Source organism: Actinomycetota bacterium, from assembly GCA_040757835.1.
Taxonomy (GTDB): domain Bacteria; phylum Actinomycetota; class Geothermincolia; order Geothermincolales; family RBG-13-55-18; genus SURF-21.
The window spans coordinates 108,684-124,012 of sequence record JBFLWJ010000008.1 but is presented as its reverse complement, the minus strand read 5'-3'; the positions used below and the strand labels follow the sequence as shown (position 1 = coordinate 124,012).

The window sequence follows — 15,329 nt, the reverse complement described above, 5'->3', positions numbered from 1 at the left end:
CCGGCTTCTCGAGCCCATTGGCAATATTCCGCCGGCGGAGTTCGAGGCTTACTATTGGGGAAAGGAGGATCAGGAAGATACGGAAGGACTCAAGCAACCGAGTCTCCGGTAAACCCGGGGCGGTTCAGAGTTCTCCAAACTTCTCTTTTGAGAAACGCCAATACATTCCTCTGGGAGGGCCAGGAATGAGCCGTCCCCCAGGGCATTGAATAGAATATATGCCAGCGCTGTATGGGTTACGTGCTGAACAGTCACCAGATGTCCATGGGCCACGTGGATCATCGTCAAGATTCTTATAGCGTCTATGAGAAGCCTCAGTCCTGGTTATAAGGTTTGGCCTCCACAAATCTGCATTTCTCGCATAAAGAAGTATATAGTCATGGCTTTCTGATAGATGCCTGGCTGTATTCTTCGTAGAGAAGATCTTCTGCCAGATAATAGTAGCGATAAAATTCCTTGGTCCAAAAATCTCGTCCATTATGAACCGCAAGCTCTGAACCTCGTTGTCATCAATGCTTATGAAGATAGCTCCATCTTCACGAAGAAACTCTCTAAGAAGAGAGAGCCTTGGGTACATCATGCATAACCACTTATCATGGCGAGAAAGATCCTCCGCTTCACCGCCCACGACCTTTCCTAACCAGCTTCTAATCTCAGGGCTGTTTACAGCGTCGTTATAGACCCATTTCTCATTACCAGTGTTGTACGGAGGATCAATATATATGCACTTTACCTTCCCTGCATAGAACGGGAGCAAAGCTTTAAGCGCGATGAGGTTGTCGCCTTGGACCAAGAGGTTGCCACTTTCAGGATTACCGGCAGATAACTCCTCTTCGTACCGCAGCAAGTGGTATGGAACCTCACGGTGATGGTTAACAACGGCCTTTTTACCAATCCAATCAAGGGCTGGCATATTATCTACCCTCCCCCAAAACTAAATATCTGGAGAAACACAGCAATATACACAATCATTTATGCATCAAGATTATTATATCGTTCGTAAAGGACAGAGTTTCATATATGTACTTTGTGGTGAGATGCCAAGACTGAGTCTACGTCAATACCCTTGGTCTGTATGTTGTTAACGAGCTTCTCTAGGCTCTTCTTTTCTCCCTTCAAATCACGTTCCACCCGCGCTATATAAGCCGCCGATAAGGCCTGCTTTATGTCAATATCAAGGGCTAGCGATAGTCCATATGCCATCTCGTAGGTCGGAACCCGCTGGCCCTTTTCGAGGAAATTTAGGAGCGATTTGGACATCTTCAACCCCTCTTCTTCCTGAACAATACGGCACAGTTTGTCCATTGAATATCCTTTTTCTTGACGTTTTTCGCGTATAAGCAGGGCAAACGGTTTCATAACTCCCCCTTCAAGGCTTTTCATCATTTTACAAAAAGAGTGCACAAAATGCCACATATAACACTGGAGTTGGTTATAATATAGTTGTGCACATATATAGTGCACATAACGCCAGCAGCCACGCCATCGATGGCGGGGCTTGGAAAGGAGGGTTGATATGGCAGGCAGGCGGAAAAGGCTGGCCGTTCACCCATATCGGGGCAGGGCGCCACCAGGCAGGAAGGGATGCCTGTCTCGAGGTGGCGGTCTCCCGTGAGGCCGCCACAAGTTTATCCGTAAACCATTCCCCTTAATGGGGAACGACCGAAAGGAGGTTGCCATGAACGGCAACACAAACCTATTGTTGGGGACGGTTGTCCCCATGCCCAGAGGGTCGAGGAGGTCCCGGGCCAATGGCATAACCAAGCCCTTCGACCACTTCGGCTTCTGGAACCTGATGCCCGATGAGGAGGCTCTAAAACGGGCGACGGTCAGGAACATCCTGAACAGCTACCAGGGAAGCTACGACCTCTTCATCGAGGCCACGCAGAACGCCGTCGATGCCCTGGAGCACCGGGTGAAACTTATCTGGTCGGGCGAGGATATCGAGTTCGCCGAAGAGCCCGAGATCTGGCTTATCCTCAACCTCAGAGATAATGAGGTGACCGTAGTGGATAGTGGGCTCGGGCTCACGAAGACCGAGCTCATGCAGATCCTGGTTCCCAACCTGAGCCTGAAGCAGCGGGTGGCAAGCGACCTGGGCTTGATCCTGCGGGGTCACATTGGGGTGGGCGCTACCTTCCTCGCACATGCCACTGACTATATCAGGGTCTCTACCATGGGAGAGGACGGCTTCCTCTCCTTCGAGGTTACTGGCGGCCGGAGCTGGGCCATGGGAGACGGGAGCCAGAAGCAACCGGCAGCGCGCCCGGCGGTGGAGACCTGCAATATATTCAACCAGCTCGGCAGGGGCACAGCAGTCACCTTGCGCTTGGGTGATGGAACCCGGCCGGCAGCCCTCTCCCACCTGGGGGTGACCCCGAAGAAGTGGGAGGCTATCCTGCGCACTAAGACCGCCATAGGCTTCGTGGACCTGCTGCGCAGGGAGCGGTGGAACAGGCAGGTCAGAGTGAACCTTATCCTCATGGACGGAGCGGGGTCTACGGCTTCTTGGGAGATACCCTTCAGCTACCCGCTGCCCCACACCATCGGCACCTTCAACTACCTGGACCTTGGCCGCTACTACCAGGAGCACCAGGAGGGCTCTCCGGTAGCGACGAAGCACCTGAACCAGGATGCCCTGTACAGGATATGGACCAAGAACCAGCTATTCCACCCCCAGCGGGGCATCCTGAACAGGAATGACTTTCCCATCCTCAGAAAGGACCTCGAAGCTGCATATTCCTTCTTCGCCTTCTCGGCAGGCCTTTTTCAACTGCTTAGTGAGCTGGAGGTGGGGGATAAGTCGCTGAAGGCCATCAAGCCGGGGGCATGGGTGGTCGCCCACAACGCCGTGGTGGGAGAGCCGATACCCCTGGAGCTGGGTTATGCCGCCGGCAACGAGGACCGCTTCTTCATGCTGGTGCAGCTTGCGGATGTCAGGCCCGACCTGGGAAGGAAGGGCTTCAACCCCGACCTCGTTGACGAGATAAAAAAGCTCGGGGATGCGCTCATCCGCTACTACGTGGCCCGGCGGAAGCACCTCAAGCCCGCCGGCGTCCAGGCATCCCAGGCCGCCGACAAAATGGCCCAACACCAGAGGATAAGGGAGGCCGAAGCGCGGGCGGAGAAGACGCCCCTGGGCGGAGGATATGGCCTGCGCTCACTACCCCAGCACGAGCCCGAGGTGATATGGCTTTTCTCCGAGCTATGCGGGAAAGGGGAGCTTGTCGGTTACGACCTATATGGTGCCTATCACTCCGCTACCTATGACGGGGTGTTCGGATTCCAGCTGAAGAAGGACCACCCCAAGGCGCTCTACGAACCTAAAGCGAACCCCCTGGGCTTGTCCCCGGCCGCGTTTGCCCGCCGTGATGAGGTGCGGTACCCCCCGGCCATGCTGGAGTTCAAGGTCAACCTGGACAGCCTCATCGAGGAGGTAACGGACTGCCACTCGCCCAAGAAGTTCGAGAGCTTGGCGCTCGTGGTGGTCTGGGAGGTGGGCCGGAAGTGGAGTCGCAACTTCGACCTTGCGGACCTCGTGGAGGACTGTGTCGTTGCCAGCCGGGAGCTTTTCGGGGTGACTCATATCCTCACCCGTAAAGGCGTGGAGGACGGCCACTCTCTGCCTGTAATTGAGCTCAAGAAGGTGGTGGAGCTTATTGCCAGTACCAGTTGATAAGGCTTGGCCAAGTGGGCCTGGTACAGGCCAAATATCTCCACTCAGACCCCGACAATGAAGCCGGCCTCCCCCACCACCGCGTGGTGAAGCAGCCCGGGCGTATCGAGATACTCCAGGGCGGGCATTTTTCGGAGCACAAGCGTTTCATTGTCTTCACCGACCCCGACATCGCCTGGTTCTGGTGGGCGTAACCCGCCAGCGTGAACTGGAAGAGAAGGAGAGTCAGGAACGACACCGCCTCTGGGAAGAGAAGCAGCAGTTAGTTGAAGGGGAGAGGATGCGCGTGGATTGTCTTATAGGGCTCGCCGAAAACTGGCACAAGAGCAACATCCTCAGGGATTTCATCGATGCAGCCAGACAGCAAGCGATAGAAACTGATGGGGGGATTCACGCCGATAGCGAACTAGGGCGATGGCTCGAATGGGCAGCAGATCAAGCAAGCCGCTTAGATCCCTTGGTAGAGAGCCCACCTTCAATCCTAGATATAAATGGCTTTCCTTCTCCCTTGAATTAACCCTATATCTTTAAGGGTCATCTACAATTTCGTCTTCAGTTTTCACCCGCATTCTTAACGCTAGTATATTGTTACGGACTTGTTCTAAGACTTCTTTTGGTGTCAAATCCCAACAATTAGTTAGCATGTTGACTACCGATGGAATATCCTTGGGCTCTATCGGTCTTGGCCCGATATTAATGTATGGCCCATCTGTCTCAAGCAGTATTTTATCTTGGGGCACGGCAGCTAGAACTCGCTTTCCATGAGAGCTTCGCATCATTGCTAGATTTATTGAAAAATAGATGCCGGCATCAAGTGCACGCTCTATGTACTTAACAGGGCCTGAGTACCAATGCAATACGGCTGCGACATGAGACTGGATAATGTAATCAATTGTTTCCGTCTCAGCTCGCCTAGAGTGCACTGTTAGGATTTTCTCTTGTATTCCAGGTTGCATTAGTATCGCTTCAAATACTTCTATCTGGCGTCTTCGCGTAGAAATGTCTTGCTGTGAGAAGTCAAGTCCAACCTCTCCTACAAACTTTGTTCTAGCTAGCATGTGTTTAAAAAGGCTCATTTCAATAGGTGAAGCCTTCTTAGCAAGCAAAGGGTGCAACCCCAAAGCTGGCATTGCTCCTGGCCTTGAACCCAACTTCAACACCAATGCTCTAAATTCGCTCGGAAGCTCAGTCACTGCAATAATGCCAACCTTGCTCTCTTCTGCACTCTCTATAATACGTAGCGGCTGACGATATTTCGTTATATGGCAATGAGTATCAAGATATTCCATCATGGCATGCTCTCGGGAAGTAGCCTTCTAAGGCTATTTTCAGGTGAGCTAAGTAGCCACTCACGCAGCTCCTCTTGCCCGCGACGAAATACCCCCTCGAACTCAATACGTTCATTTCCGGGTATTGGACCGTTCCGAAGCACATCACTCCATTTATATGTCCTGGATAGGTTTCTCATAACAGCCTTAAGTGTAGAAGGCCGACTACTTTGGGAGCTAACGAATCCTTGTTCAGAAAGGACATCATATGCATATCCCTCAGCAGAATCGAGATGAGCGTGATGCAACGAAGCACGACGGATAAGACAAGGGTAACAATAGCCACAGTTGCCCTGTGGTTGGCCAGAAAATCTCGATGCTTCTGGATGTGCACATGAAATAGTTCTCGGAGCAAGCCGAGCTAAGAGACCTCGATTCCGACTTTCAGCAATTACCTCTCCTTTAGACTTTAATCGATAAGGGTTTCGGATTGTGTTCATAATTCCCAGCTGGGCAAATGCATCTTCAAGGCGTCTCAGAAAGAATGGATGGGTGGTTCTCGTGCTTAGACTACCCCTTCGGGCCGCCGTTAAAGGAACGTTAATGCCAATAAATCCATTTTCAGGAACATACAAGGGAATTGAATCACCAATTGTGTTCGCAACTGCAAGACCCATCGCAATAAATAGAAATGAGCGCGCCCTTGTACTTTTCTCGGTTACATGGGGTAATGGCTCTACCTGATTATCCCTTCTTGGCGAGGGACGCAAGAAGACCTGCAATAGGGTCACTTTCTTGTTGCCATAGTGATTCCCAAGTTCTTCGGCAAGTTCAAGTTGCCTGCCATGTGTAAGACCGGTGTCGTAATGACCAACAAGACACACTGATAAGCCATCCTCCAAGAGATCAATTGCACCAGCAAGCGAATCAAGCCCTCCAGAAAAAAGGCAGATAGCATCACAAGATTGGCGAACTCGAGCTCCTGACTCTTGTTCGCAACTCTCCCTAAACCTCAAACTCCATCGATCTCCGCTTAGAAAGCAAAGGGCCTCGGTCAATGTGTCTGTGGCAGATTGCCATTGGACAGGGTCCATCGCCGGGATACTCAAGGAAATCTCACGCTCCCATCCGTTTTCCGTGGCCTCACGAGAAGTTAACTTGTCGGCGCAATGCACTACCGCTCCAAATCGTAGGAGGTCCAATGCCATAGAAGGTTGGTGCAGTCGATCAAAGAGCGCACCCTTATAATCAATCGTCCCTTGTGTTCTTGACCAATCAAGCACGACTGATTCCGTCTCAATCGGCTCATCTAAGTGAATCCTTAGCTGGAATAGCATTGTCATTCATCCCAAGATTCCAATTGGCTATATAAGCCACGGATTAGCCGTTGGATAATGCTATGACCTTCTGTCCCCTTCCAGTCTATCTGCAAAGGATCCATGTCTTTTAACCTCAGCCTGACAAGTTGTTTAATGAAGATATGTAGAGCTTTATCACGATTATCAGCCTCGCCTGCACTTAACTCGCTAAGCCGCTTTTCGATAAGTGGAATGGCCCGGTTATAGACATATGCTGCAATAAACAACTCTAATGCATTGACAAGCCCATCGTGGTCAAACTGAGTAGACGACAAATCTTCATAAGAATTACCCTCGCCGAATACTTCTTCAATAACATCTAAAGCTGCATTGCGGGCTGCTTCACTTTCTAGATCTGTACCTGGCGGAGCAATTATTTCAATAAGGGCTTGCAGAACATCGAATCTGTCTTTGCCGATCAAGTAATCAAGATTATATGATTGTAATGTTGCATCTAATCCTAATGTCCCAAGCCTTGTTAATGCCTCGCCTAATCTCTGAGCAGTTGATATGCCAGCTTTTGCAGATTCTGACGCTCTTCTTGCGCCACCTAATGTGGCAACGTGGCGAGCCATAACGCGACGGGCACGTTCCTCACCGCCGTATTTCGCGAAATCTGTTGCCGCTCGTTTGAAACGAGTCCAAGGGCCTCCAGTTGATCCGGAATAATCAGACGATGTTCCCATTACGTATCTCCCTTGCTTCGGGCTTGGACAATAGCATTTCTTAGATCCCCAGACCCGCATTTATCCCAAGAATCTAATACTGCTTCGAGACGTGGATTCTGATCCCCGAAAGTTAATCGGATTTTCAAGGGCAGATGAATTGGTACGCTCGCGACAGGGATTCTTTCAAGTGCATTAGCAAAATCATCAATGAGCGTTTGTTGTTTCGCCGCGAGTTCCAAGCTGCTATCCATTGCAGGTCCCTCTGGCTTACGAATTGCCTTCTCAAGAAGAGCATCGAAGACCTGAACAATTTGCTCCCTCGGCAGACTTACTGCTTCATTGATGGCAGCCCGACGTAGTGCGTCTGAATCAACTTGTAGCCGTGCCAGGAGTTCCTGTAGAGCAGCTGATAATCTTGCTGCAGGAGCAGCCGGAGATAGTCTGTCGCGGGAGAAATAGAAATATCTACCTAGCGGTAAATCGGCTAGAGGTGGATCAAGACACAACCATTCCAACACATTGGGTCTGGCTGCCCAAGTTGCGACTTCTCCTTCTAGTTCCTGTATAGCATTCGAGCGCGCTTTTTCCTCCGCTTCAACCAGTTCGTTGGGTTGACCATCCTGCACAAGCTGCCATAAGAAGAGTTGCTTAAACTCTTCCAGATTTAACTCAAGTATCATTAATTTCGCCAAAATTGCAGGGTCCAAGTCTATACCCCGCCGCTCCGCAGTACGCCGTCGTAGCATAAATGTATTGAGGAATCTTTTAATCTGCCGTGGATTTCCGCGTAAACCCCTAGCAAGCACGGGCGCAATTTGATTTGCTAGAGCAAAGTCAGAATCGAGTTCCTTTGAGCCTCCAATTATCCCACTTGCGATTCCATAGTTCATTACTACACCGAATTGGCCCTCACGCCGCCGCTTACTAGCTTCCTCACGCAGTTTGTCTAACTCTTCTCTCTCCAGATATTGCTCAGACAGAAGTAAGTTAATATAGCTTTCAACTTCTGGTTCCGAAAGCGCTGGCACCGTTATTGTCATTTGGAAGATCTTTTCTAAATAGTCGCGCCCTAGATTCTCATCCCCGCGTCTGTTGTCAATGTATCTAGCTTCAATTGCCGCCTCCACTATCCTTGGGTGGGCTGCAATTACATATGCAGTCTTGTTAACATGGAGGAACAATCGGATGGCCTCGAAAGTATTAATGATCGTTTCTGGCAAACAGCGATCGAGATCATCTACAAAAACGATGACTGCTTCAACTTCGTCGCCCAATTCTTTCATTATTCGCTCGAACTCCTGATGGAATTCAGCGATAGATAATACTAATTCCGTATCTTCATCTTCCTTTTCCTCTGTAGCTGCTTCGGCAACTGCTCCAGCCATTTCGCCTAACATTAACGCCACAGCAGTTGGGGCGTGCGCTGCAGAGGCAAGTGCTGCAGCAGCTATAGGTGCTGCTCGAACTAAACCGATTATTCGCGCAAGTCTTTTCAAGCCTCTAGCGACTTTTTCGAATACGGTAGGGTTATCCTCAATTTTCCTTTCAATTTCAGAAATAACTGCCGACATCAAAGCAGCTTTCATATCATCGTAACCCTCAAAACGCCAAGGATTAAAAGATACAGTTACGATTCCGGGAATCTGCTTGAGCTTTTCCTCAGCCATCCGTATTAGGCTCGTTTTTCCAGACCCCCAGTCACCAACTACGCCCACTGTCACAGGGAGCAATTTCGAGTCTGTCAGCACAATTTCAAGTGCATCGACAAGATGTTCAAAGCCTAGAAGGTCGATCGACGTCTCATTATCAGGCCACATAGCATCCCCCTCATGTAAAATAGGTTTTACAGTATTCTACAACCCCTTCTACAGAGTATAGGATACATCTGTGGTGCTGAAAGCACACCATTGATTCAGGTGTCAGATAGGCAATTAGCGCAATTAATCCACAAGAGTACCTAGTAAATGCCCAAATATACGAAAATGGGCACAATATGGACACAGCAGGGCAAATCACACTTTTCGAGAAAAAAACGGAATAGGTCACAACGGACATATTGTCCCAGCTAAAAGCATGTGTTTGTGGTGCCTACAATTATTGGATTCGCAGGATTGGTGGGTAAGCACAACGCCTTTCGAGGTGCACGAGCTTAACATATATTACCATATCGTATTATATTCACGATGCGCAGTGAATTATATCTCGAGAACAGATAAAGTGAGGGTACATTTTGTGTTGAGCAACTATGTTCTTCTGTATTCCTTGACATTTTGAGCCTTCCAGAGCAACCCAGGTTGCCTCTCGATCTTACGTGCCAGATATTTATCTGATGTCAGCAGCCCTGGGAGTATCTCTCCTTCCTCGTTCAAAGACGTGAGAAAATCGACCTCGTTCGCTCGCAAGGGCAAGAGGACCGAAAGCTCTTCCCGGCACTCGAGCACCAGGCGGTCTGCCCAAGAACTGACATCCTTGATACCCGATGCATAATCATTGCGGAGAGTGGGCAGGAGAACGTTATGCAATTCATTGATGTCGTATCCTATGTCGTCAAGCGATACATCGCGCCAATCCCTCCGGCTCATGCCTCCATTTACGACAAAGGCCAGACGCAGCTTGTCGGCAACAAGGGATAGGGCTCTTGGCAACCCATGGCAATCGAAGAGGTCACGGGCCGCCCTGCGCGACAGCAGGGCAACGGCTTTACCCGCCATAAGCTCATGTTTGTCCAGTACAGCGATGCCACCTACTTGATGATCGCCTAGGGCTTGAGAATCAATAGTATTTGGATCCCAAAGAGGGATTCTCATAAGGAAGTTGATGTCGAGTTCGAGAGAGCCTCCTCTCCCCAGCGTGCTATCAAACCTCAATAACCACTTACCTCCCGCATGATCGCTTGGTATGCGCCTCACCCGGAATCCCTCGCGGCCGCAGATAGCCTGGAGGGTGCGTTCGACCAGGGGCCGTTCCTCCAGCATGACCCCCCTTTCCGGAGAGCCGATGTAATTGAGGTCGATGTCCACGGAAAGGCGGGGCAGTTCCATGATAAAGAGGTTCAGTGCCGTTCCTCCCTTTAAAACCAATCTCGATCTCAGGAACGGATTATCCTTGATCGCCTCCAGGAGATACAGCAACCTGATGCTCTTCTCCAGGTAATCCTCGCGGAAGCCGCTCGAGGCCACCGCCCGCGCAAGCCCTTCCCGGGAAAGGATCATGTGACCTCCTCCCATACCTTTTCGTAAACTGGCCTGGGAACTGCCAGGTTCCAAGCGGATACGAATTTGCCGGGCTGGCTTCCTGTGCGCTCCATTTTGCGGGGGGAAAGGGGCATCTTTTTCCTCAGGCGATCGAGATGCGAGTCATCCACCATCAGGCGTTCCTTGTTCTGCTCTAAGTAGAAGCCGACTTTTGCCACCGTCGTGGAGTTGTCGAGGAGCAGGGCGTACCTCACCACCTCTTCCAGTTTCAGATAGTCCACGAGGTCCAGGCTGCGCCATATCTCTTCCCAGCCGCCCCCGAGGTCGGGCCGGTCGAAAACGTCGACCATGGTGCGCTCCAAGCCCGTGACCTTCACTCCAAGACCCCTTCGGTCTTCTGCATTTATACCGAACGACTCTTTCCTCTTCTTGAGCAGGGCTCCCGGGAAGGGGACGCTTCTAAAAACGTATCCCCTCCAGGATAGTTCTTTTCTCTGAACCCCAGACAAGTATATGAAGCGATTGTGAACGGAATAGGCAGAACCGTAGAATTCCAGGGCCGTATGATATGAGAGCACTGCATCCTCCGCCATCTTGGCCGCAAGAAGGAATGGATCGGGAAGGAAGCTGTCCGGCTCCATGCCTAGGGGTACCACGGCGTAAAGCCCCCGCTTGACCCCGAGTATTCTCCCTTTCTTCTTGTAATATGCGAGGAGGTTTTGCTGCGTCCACTTGTTCACCGATGCGTTCTCATCCAGGAAAGCCTTGAACTCTGTAAGGGTGAACACCGGGTGCCGTTCCAGGAACTCATTGACAACCATCTCTTTCATCCTTTACGTATCATGCTTTTATAATTAATAATATTAGCTATAAAGACATGTTTTGTAAAGGTTCTTATCCGAATATCTTGGACACTCAGCAATTATCAGAAAATAGGCACAATCTGGACACAGCCGGGAATCGGGCGGTTTCCAAGCTCCTATGTATTTTGCAGCCTTTAGCCGAAAAAACGCCGCTTAAGATATACATAGGCGGAGAGCAAAGAACACCGTTCCGCCAGATATTTTGCCAAGCACAGCGCCTTTCGAGGCATGTGAGTCTTCTGATCTACTCGTCATAGAGAACCAGACAAGTCATTTATATCAGCCGGATATTGCATATAATTCCAGGTATCCACAATCCTCACAACGATATATCGAGATATCATGTCGATTGCTTGGAGCTCCCTTCATGGGGAAAGGAGCATCATCTGATGGAACCCACTGGTATGGAGAGGGACCATATAACGTTCGCTCTTTGAGCGACCCCGGGATCATAGCCCCGCCGCACTTGGGACAATTGCTTGATTCAGGCATCGCCGAACCTCCTTTTTCGGTTTTTAGGCAGCCACCGCATTGGCGTTTCCAACGAAATCCAAGTTCGTTCTACCAGTAACTATATTCATGCAGTTGCATTGGATTGCGTGAGAATTGTCAAGCTTCAATATCCCTTAGGATGGTGAGTATGTCGGCCTTGAGGGCAGGCAGATCCTTCTCCACGGTCGACCATACTTCATCGGCATCAACGTTGAAATAATCATGAACCAGGTCGTTGATCTCCATGCTTTCTTACCCATCGATTACTTTGCTCTCCGCTCTGCGATAATTATACCAATTCTATATGACTGTCAGGCCGGCCAGGTTGGCCATCGAAAATGGGCACGTTTTAAACACAGTGGGCAATCCCGTCATTTCAGGATGCTGACGACATCCAGCAGATCATCCTTGAATTACCAGCTCAAGAGCTGCATCTGACAAGAAGAGAGGCCACATGCAACAAGGGTACCCGTGAAGCACACCGCCTTTCGGGCAGGACGGGCCATATATAGCCACTGAAGCCAGACGCATAGATAAAGACGGTCCCACGGCATATAATCTATACGGCCTGCCGCCGCTTGCTCCACTTCATAGAGGATGTGGATGAGGGCATCCCCCTCCTTCAGGTGTTTCATATCTCGCTCCATACCTGTTTTACAAGAGGTTGGTTCGGCGCTTGCAGGACGTCCGCTCTACTGTCATCGCCCTTGAGATAGAGATCGAAAAAAGCCACTGAGTAATCCTTGTAAGCCTGGGCCTTCTCCTGGAAATTCTGCTTGAATTTGGGTAGCCGGAATCTAGCAAGGATAACGCGGGATTTCAGCCACATGTCGCAGATCACATAGTGATCGGTGTCCCGGATGACCACGAAATGTTTGGGGCCTGGCGCGCTGTCGTACACCTCTTTCTGGCGGTAGAAAGTGGCTTCCCATCTCTTATCATCGCCGGTAAGGAACATCAACGGTACCTTGATCTCCCTTGCGTTATCCGGCGCATCGTGGTGGAAGATCGGCGAAGCCATGGGGAGTATCGCCTTGATCCTTTCGTCCCGCAGCGCGTAGGGGCTCTCAAGGGATCTGGCGGACCGGGTGCAGACGGGGTCATGATCGGCGATGCACCCACTGTTGATATCGGAGTCGCCGGCACATAAGCTCTCGTCGTACTTGAGGGACATGCCCCCGAGTAGGAGGGTGGTCCACGCCCCGAGGGAATGACCGGTCATGCCTATTGTATCGAGGTCGATCATGCCGTACAGCGGCGATGAGGCGTCCCCGTTCCATATAGCGGCATTGTCGATCGCCAGCCTCGCCTCATGCGGCCGGTATTTCAGCCCGAACTCGGTACTGCGAAAATGGCCGCTGAACATCACGAGGACCGTTACGCTCGGATCGCCGGTGACGAACTCTTTGAACATCCTCGGAAAGTATCGGAGGAGGTTTTTCCAGTTCCCGTCCCGGACGACCAGGTCCAAGTGGTTTGCATCCAGGTGATCGACGGCGGCGACGACATAGCCGTGGCTAGCCAGGTTCTGGGTATAGAATACCGAGGCGTCCGCGGGAGCGGTCAGGGCCGGCGAGTAGAGTATCATGGGGTAGGGCGCGCCCGACCTGTCGGGCGGGGCCTCCAGCACCGCCGACCCTCTCACCGCGGATCCCAGATCATCGCTCCGGAATACATGGGGCTCGGCTTTCTCCACCTCCCGGGCGGGATACCAGATGACCACGCGCAGGTCGCGTCCCTCGAACTCCAGCCACTCGGTCCTTACCCCTACCTTGAAGGGGCCGTCCGGGGTGGAAGTATTGACTATCTCGGTCTCCCTCACGGGCTATCCTCTCCTTTCCGTCGGTTGCAGGCGGGGGAATAGAGATAGAGCGTTCTCGCCATAGACCGCTCTCAGTTCCCGCTCGTCGAACCCGTCGTAGTCCTCCAGGCCTGAGATGGTGATCGCGGTCGCCAGCTCGGGAGCGAAAGGATAATCGCTACCAAAGACTATACGAGAGCTATCCACCAGCTCCTGCAGCGAACGGAGGGCGGCGGGTGACGCCGAAAGGGCGGTGTCGTAGTAAAGGCGGCCGAGATAGGCCGCGACTCCCTCAGGCACTTTCTCCTGCAGGCCGGGAAGAAACTGCCCCAGGGACAGCCTGAACACCAGGTAGGGAACAGTCCCACCGGCATGAGCCACGATGAAGCGTATGTCCGCGCATCTCTCCATGGTTCCGCCGAAAAGGAGGTTGGCTATTGCCCGGGTGGTATCGAAGACGAACTCCACGAGAAAATATGGCAGGTCCAACTCCGGGACATCGCTTCCCGGCGGGACGCTGGGGTGTATGAACACCACGGCCCTCCGCCTGTTCAGCTCGGCGAATATTTCATCGAAGCAGGGGTCGCCAAGATATCGCCTGCCGATGCTCGCGAGCAGGGAGACGCCGTCGAGCTGCAGGGTATCGAGCGCATACTCGAGCTCCGCCATCGCGGCATCCAGGTCAGGCAGCGGGAGCACGGCGAAGGCTCCCCATCGCTTGTCTTCTCCGCGACAAAGCTCCGCGGCATATTCGTTGCACATGCGGGCGAGGTCCCTGGCAAGCCCCATGTCCCCGAAATATACTCCCGGGCATGAAACCGATGTTATAGCGGCCTCTATACCATGCCGGTCCATGAGCGAGAGGGAGACCTCCGGGCTCCACTCGGGAAAGGGACGGCCCGCGAACTCGGTTATGCCTCTCTTGTTCAGGGCGGACAGGTACTCCGGGGGGAGAAGATGGTGATGAACATCCAGTCGGCGCTCTTGCCTCATCACGTCTTGATCCTGCGCTTCGATGCGTCCACCCCCAGCAGGCCGGCCAGGTTGAGCCCGAAGATCTTGGCGCGGTCCTCGTCGGTGAGGGCGGGATAGCCGTAATCCTCCTGCATGTCCTCGGGGAACTGGAACTCGCGCAGGCCCATCACCGCCGTCTTTATCTGCACGCCGAAGCCGGCATAGTCGCATCCCCAGATGATGCGGTCCGGGCCCACGAAGCGCATGGCCTCCCCCAGGATCTTGGCGAACTTGCGCGGCGCCCCTATCGCCCAGGGGATGAGCAGGCTGAGGCAGGGGTAGACGTTGGGGTGCCCCATGGCCACCATGTTGAGGTCGTCGCAGTAGGGGTAGCCCATGTGGAAGGCGACGAGCTTTAAGTCGGGGAAGTCCCGGGCCACGTCGTCCAGCTGCAGGGGCAGGGCGTACTTGCTCTTTCCGGGGGGCACCCAGCAGAAGCCGGTGTGGATGTCGAGCACGATCTGGAGCTCCTCCGCCTTCTCGTAGAAGGGCCAGAGGTCGGGGTCGTTGATGTAGGTATCCTCGGGGGGATAGAACTTGAATATCTTCGCCCCCCGCTCCTTCACCCAGTACTCCAGCTCCCAGATGGTGTTCTTCACGCCCTTGAACTTGATGGGGCTGATGTTGGGCTGGTACATGAAGCGGTCGGGGTGGGCGTCCACCACCCTGGCCATGGCCCCGTTCGACATCCAGCGGCTGGTGTAGCCGGTGGTGTCCATCATGGACTCGGGCAGGCAGCAGGCGATGTCCACCCCGTACTTGTCCATGTACTCCAGCAGGGCTTCGGGGTCCTCGTCCTTGTTCAACTCCTTCGGTTCCAATCCCTCGAATACGGGGGGCTTCAAGCCCAACAACAAGGGACGCCTGATGCTCTCTATCGCCCGCCACCACATCTGCACCCCGGGGAAGTGGTTGATGGGCTCCATCTCCCCCAGCAGGTGAGCCTCGGGGTCGATCTTGAAGAAACCGTCCTTCTCGAATCCGTCGCTCATGAT

15 protein-coding genes are annotated in these 15,329 nt (G+C 52.5%); 2 read left to right on the top strand and 13 right to left on the bottom strand.

Features of this window, described 5'->3' with window-relative positions; translation table 11 throughout:
* Nucleotides 1-124: 124 nt before the first annotated feature.
* Together AB1384_08745 and AB1384_08740 are read right to left on the bottom strand one after the other, a co-directional pair.
* The gene (locus AB1384_08745; protein MEW6554358.1) at nucleotides 125-913 is read right to left on the bottom strand and encodes a site-specific DNA-methyltransferase; all 789 of its coding nucleotides are present in this window, start codon (nucleotides 911-913) and stop codon (nucleotides 125-127) included.
* Between the two features lie 101 nt (nucleotides 914-1,014).
* Nucleotides 1,015-1,359, bottom strand: a complete 345-nt coding sequence (locus AB1384_08740; protein ID MEW6554357.1) for a helix-turn-helix transcriptional regulator — start codon at nucleotides 1,357-1,359, stop codon at nucleotides 1,015-1,017.
* A gap of 319 nt (nucleotides 1,360-1,678) precedes the next feature.
* Between AB1384_08740 and AB1384_08735 the strand changes: the two genes are divergently transcribed.
* Together AB1384_08735 and AB1384_08730 are read left to right on the top strand one after the other, a co-directional pair.
* Nucleotides 1,679-3,676, top strand: coding sequence for a hypothetical protein (locus tag AB1384_08735; protein ID MEW6554356.1), 1,998 nt, complete (start codon nucleotides 1,679-1,681; stop codon nucleotides 3,674-3,676).
* Nucleotides 3,677-3,690: 14 nt separating this feature from the next.
* Nucleotides 3,691-3,870, top strand: a complete 180-nt coding sequence (locus AB1384_08730) for a hypothetical protein (GenBank protein ID MEW6554355.1) — start codon at nucleotides 3,691-3,693, stop codon at nucleotides 3,868-3,870.
* 333 nt (nucleotides 3,871-4,203) lie between these two features.
* Here the strand turns inward: AB1384_08730 and AB1384_08725 are convergent, their stop codons facing one another.
* The 11 genes from AB1384_08725 to AB1384_08675 all read right to left on the bottom strand — a co-directional run bounded on the left by AB1384_08725 (nucleotide 4,204) and on the right by AB1384_08675 (nucleotide 15,326).
* On the bottom strand, nucleotides 4,204-4,968 hold the full coding sequence (locus AB1384_08725; protein MEW6554354.1) for a TatD family hydrolase: 765 nt from the start codon (nucleotides 4,966-4,968) through the stop codon (nucleotides 4,204-4,206).
* Complete coding sequence (gene qatC, locus AB1384_08720; protein ID MEW6554353.1) at nucleotides 4,965-6,152, bottom strand: Qat anti-phage system QueC-like protein QatC; 1,188 nt, start codon at nucleotides 6,150-6,152, stop codon at nucleotides 4,965-4,967. Before qatC ends, AB1384_08725 begins: the two co-directional genes overlap by 4 nt.
* Before the next feature lie 131 nt (nucleotides 6,153-6,283).
* Nucleotides 6,284-6,988, bottom strand: coding sequence for a hypothetical protein (locus tag AB1384_08715; protein ID MEW6554352.1), 705 nt, complete (start codon nucleotides 6,986-6,988; stop codon nucleotides 6,284-6,286).
* Entirely contained in the window at nucleotides 6,988-8,787 is a 1,800-nt protein-coding gene (locus AB1384_08710; protein ID MEW6554351.1) for a P-loop NTPase fold protein, read from the bottom strand. The genes AB1384_08715 and AB1384_08710 overlap by 1 nt, the downstream gene beginning before the upstream one ends.
* Nucleotides 8,788-9,213: 426 nt before the next feature.
* Entirely contained in the window at nucleotides 9,214-10,182 is a 969-nt protein-coding gene (locus AB1384_08705) for a nucleotidyl transferase AbiEii/AbiGii toxin family protein (protein ID MEW6554350.1), read from the bottom strand.
* A complete protein-coding gene (locus AB1384_08700; protein ID MEW6554349.1) occupies nucleotides 10,179-10,994 on the bottom strand; it encodes a transcriptional regulator in 816 nt (271 codons plus the stop codon). Before AB1384_08700 ends, AB1384_08705 begins: the two co-directional genes overlap by 4 nt.
* A gap of 312 nt (nucleotides 10,995-11,306) precedes the next feature.
* Complete coding sequence (locus tag AB1384_08695) at nucleotides 11,307-11,519, bottom strand: PF20097 family protein (GenBank protein ID MEW6554348.1); 213 nt, start codon at nucleotides 11,517-11,519, stop codon at nucleotides 11,307-11,309.
* A 117-nt stretch (nucleotides 11,520-11,636) separates the two neighbouring features.
* On the bottom strand, nucleotides 11,637-11,765 hold the full coding sequence (locus AB1384_08690) for a HepT-like ribonuclease domain-containing protein (protein ID MEW6554347.1): 129 nt from the start codon (nucleotides 11,763-11,765) through the stop codon (nucleotides 11,637-11,639).
* Nucleotides 11,766-12,150: 385 nt separating this feature from the next.
* On the bottom strand, nucleotides 12,151-13,341 hold the full coding sequence (locus AB1384_08685) for a hypothetical protein (protein ID MEW6554346.1): 1,191 nt from the start codon (nucleotides 13,339-13,341) through the stop codon (nucleotides 12,151-12,153).
* A 3-nt stretch (nucleotides 13,342-13,344) separates the two neighbouring features.
* Nucleotides 13,345-14,313, bottom strand: a complete 969-nt coding sequence (locus tag AB1384_08680) for an amidohydrolase family protein (protein ID MEW6554345.1) — start codon at nucleotides 14,311-14,313, stop codon at nucleotides 13,345-13,347.
* Entirely contained in the window at nucleotides 14,313-15,326 is a 1,014-nt protein-coding gene (locus tag AB1384_08675) for an amidohydrolase family protein (GenBank protein ID MEW6554344.1), read from the bottom strand. Before AB1384_08675 ends, AB1384_08680 begins: the two co-directional genes overlap by 1 nt.
* Nucleotides 15,327-15,329 lie beyond the last annotated feature (3 nt).

What these genes read in the sequence shown, in the direction of transcription:
- AB1384_08710 (MEW6554351.1), bottom strand. Translation starts at nt 8,787, where the DNA reads ATGTGGCCTGATAATGAGACGTCGATCGACCTTCTAGGCTTTGAACAT.
- AB1384_08690 (MEW6554347.1), bottom strand. Translation starts at nt 11,765, where the DNA reads ATGGAGATCAACGACCTGGTTCATGATTATTTCAACGTTGATGCCGAT.
- qatC (MEW6554353.1), bottom strand. Translation starts at nt 6,152, where the DNA reads ATGGCATTGGACCTCCTACGATTTGGAGCGGTAGTGCATTGCGCCGAC.
- AB1384_08745 (MEW6554358.1), bottom strand. Translation starts at nt 913, where the DNA reads ATGCCAGCCCTTGATTGGATTGGTAAAAAGGCCGTTGTTAACCATCAC.
- AB1384_08715 (MEW6554352.1), bottom strand. Translation starts at nt 6,988, where the DNA reads ATGGGAACATCGTCTGATTATTCCGGATCAACTGGAGGCCCTTGGACT.
- AB1384_08735 (MEW6554356.1), top strand. Translation starts at nt 1,679, where the DNA reads ATGAACGGCAACACAAACCTATTGTTGGGGACGGTTGTCCCCATGCCC.
- AB1384_08675 (MEW6554344.1), bottom strand. Translation starts at nt 15,326, where the DNA reads ATGAGCGACGGATTCGAGAAGGACGGTTTCTTCAAGATCGACCCCGAG.
- AB1384_08680 (MEW6554345.1), bottom strand. Translation starts at nt 14,313, where the DNA reads ATGAGGCAAGAGCGCCGACTGGATGTTCATCACCATCTTCTCCCCCCG.
- AB1384_08700 (MEW6554349.1), bottom strand. Translation starts at nt 10,994, where the DNA reads ATGAAAGAGATGGTTGTCAATGAGTTCCTGGAACGGCACCCGGTGTTC.
- AB1384_08705 (MEW6554350.1), bottom strand. Translation starts at nt 10,182, where the DNA reads ATGATCCTTTCCCGGGAAGGGCTTGCGCGGGCGGTGGCCTCGAGCGGC.
- AB1384_08740 (MEW6554357.1), bottom strand. Translation starts at nt 1,359, where the DNA reads ATGAAACCGTTTGCCCTGCTTATACGCGAAAAACGTCAAGAAAAAGGA.
- AB1384_08725 (MEW6554354.1), bottom strand. Translation starts at nt 4,968, where the DNA reads ATGATGGAATATCTTGATACTCATTGCCATATAACGAAATATCGTCAG.
- AB1384_08695 (MEW6554348.1), bottom strand. Translation starts at nt 11,519, where the DNA reads ATGCCTGAATCAAGCAATTGTCCCAAGTGCGGCGGGGCTATGATCCCG.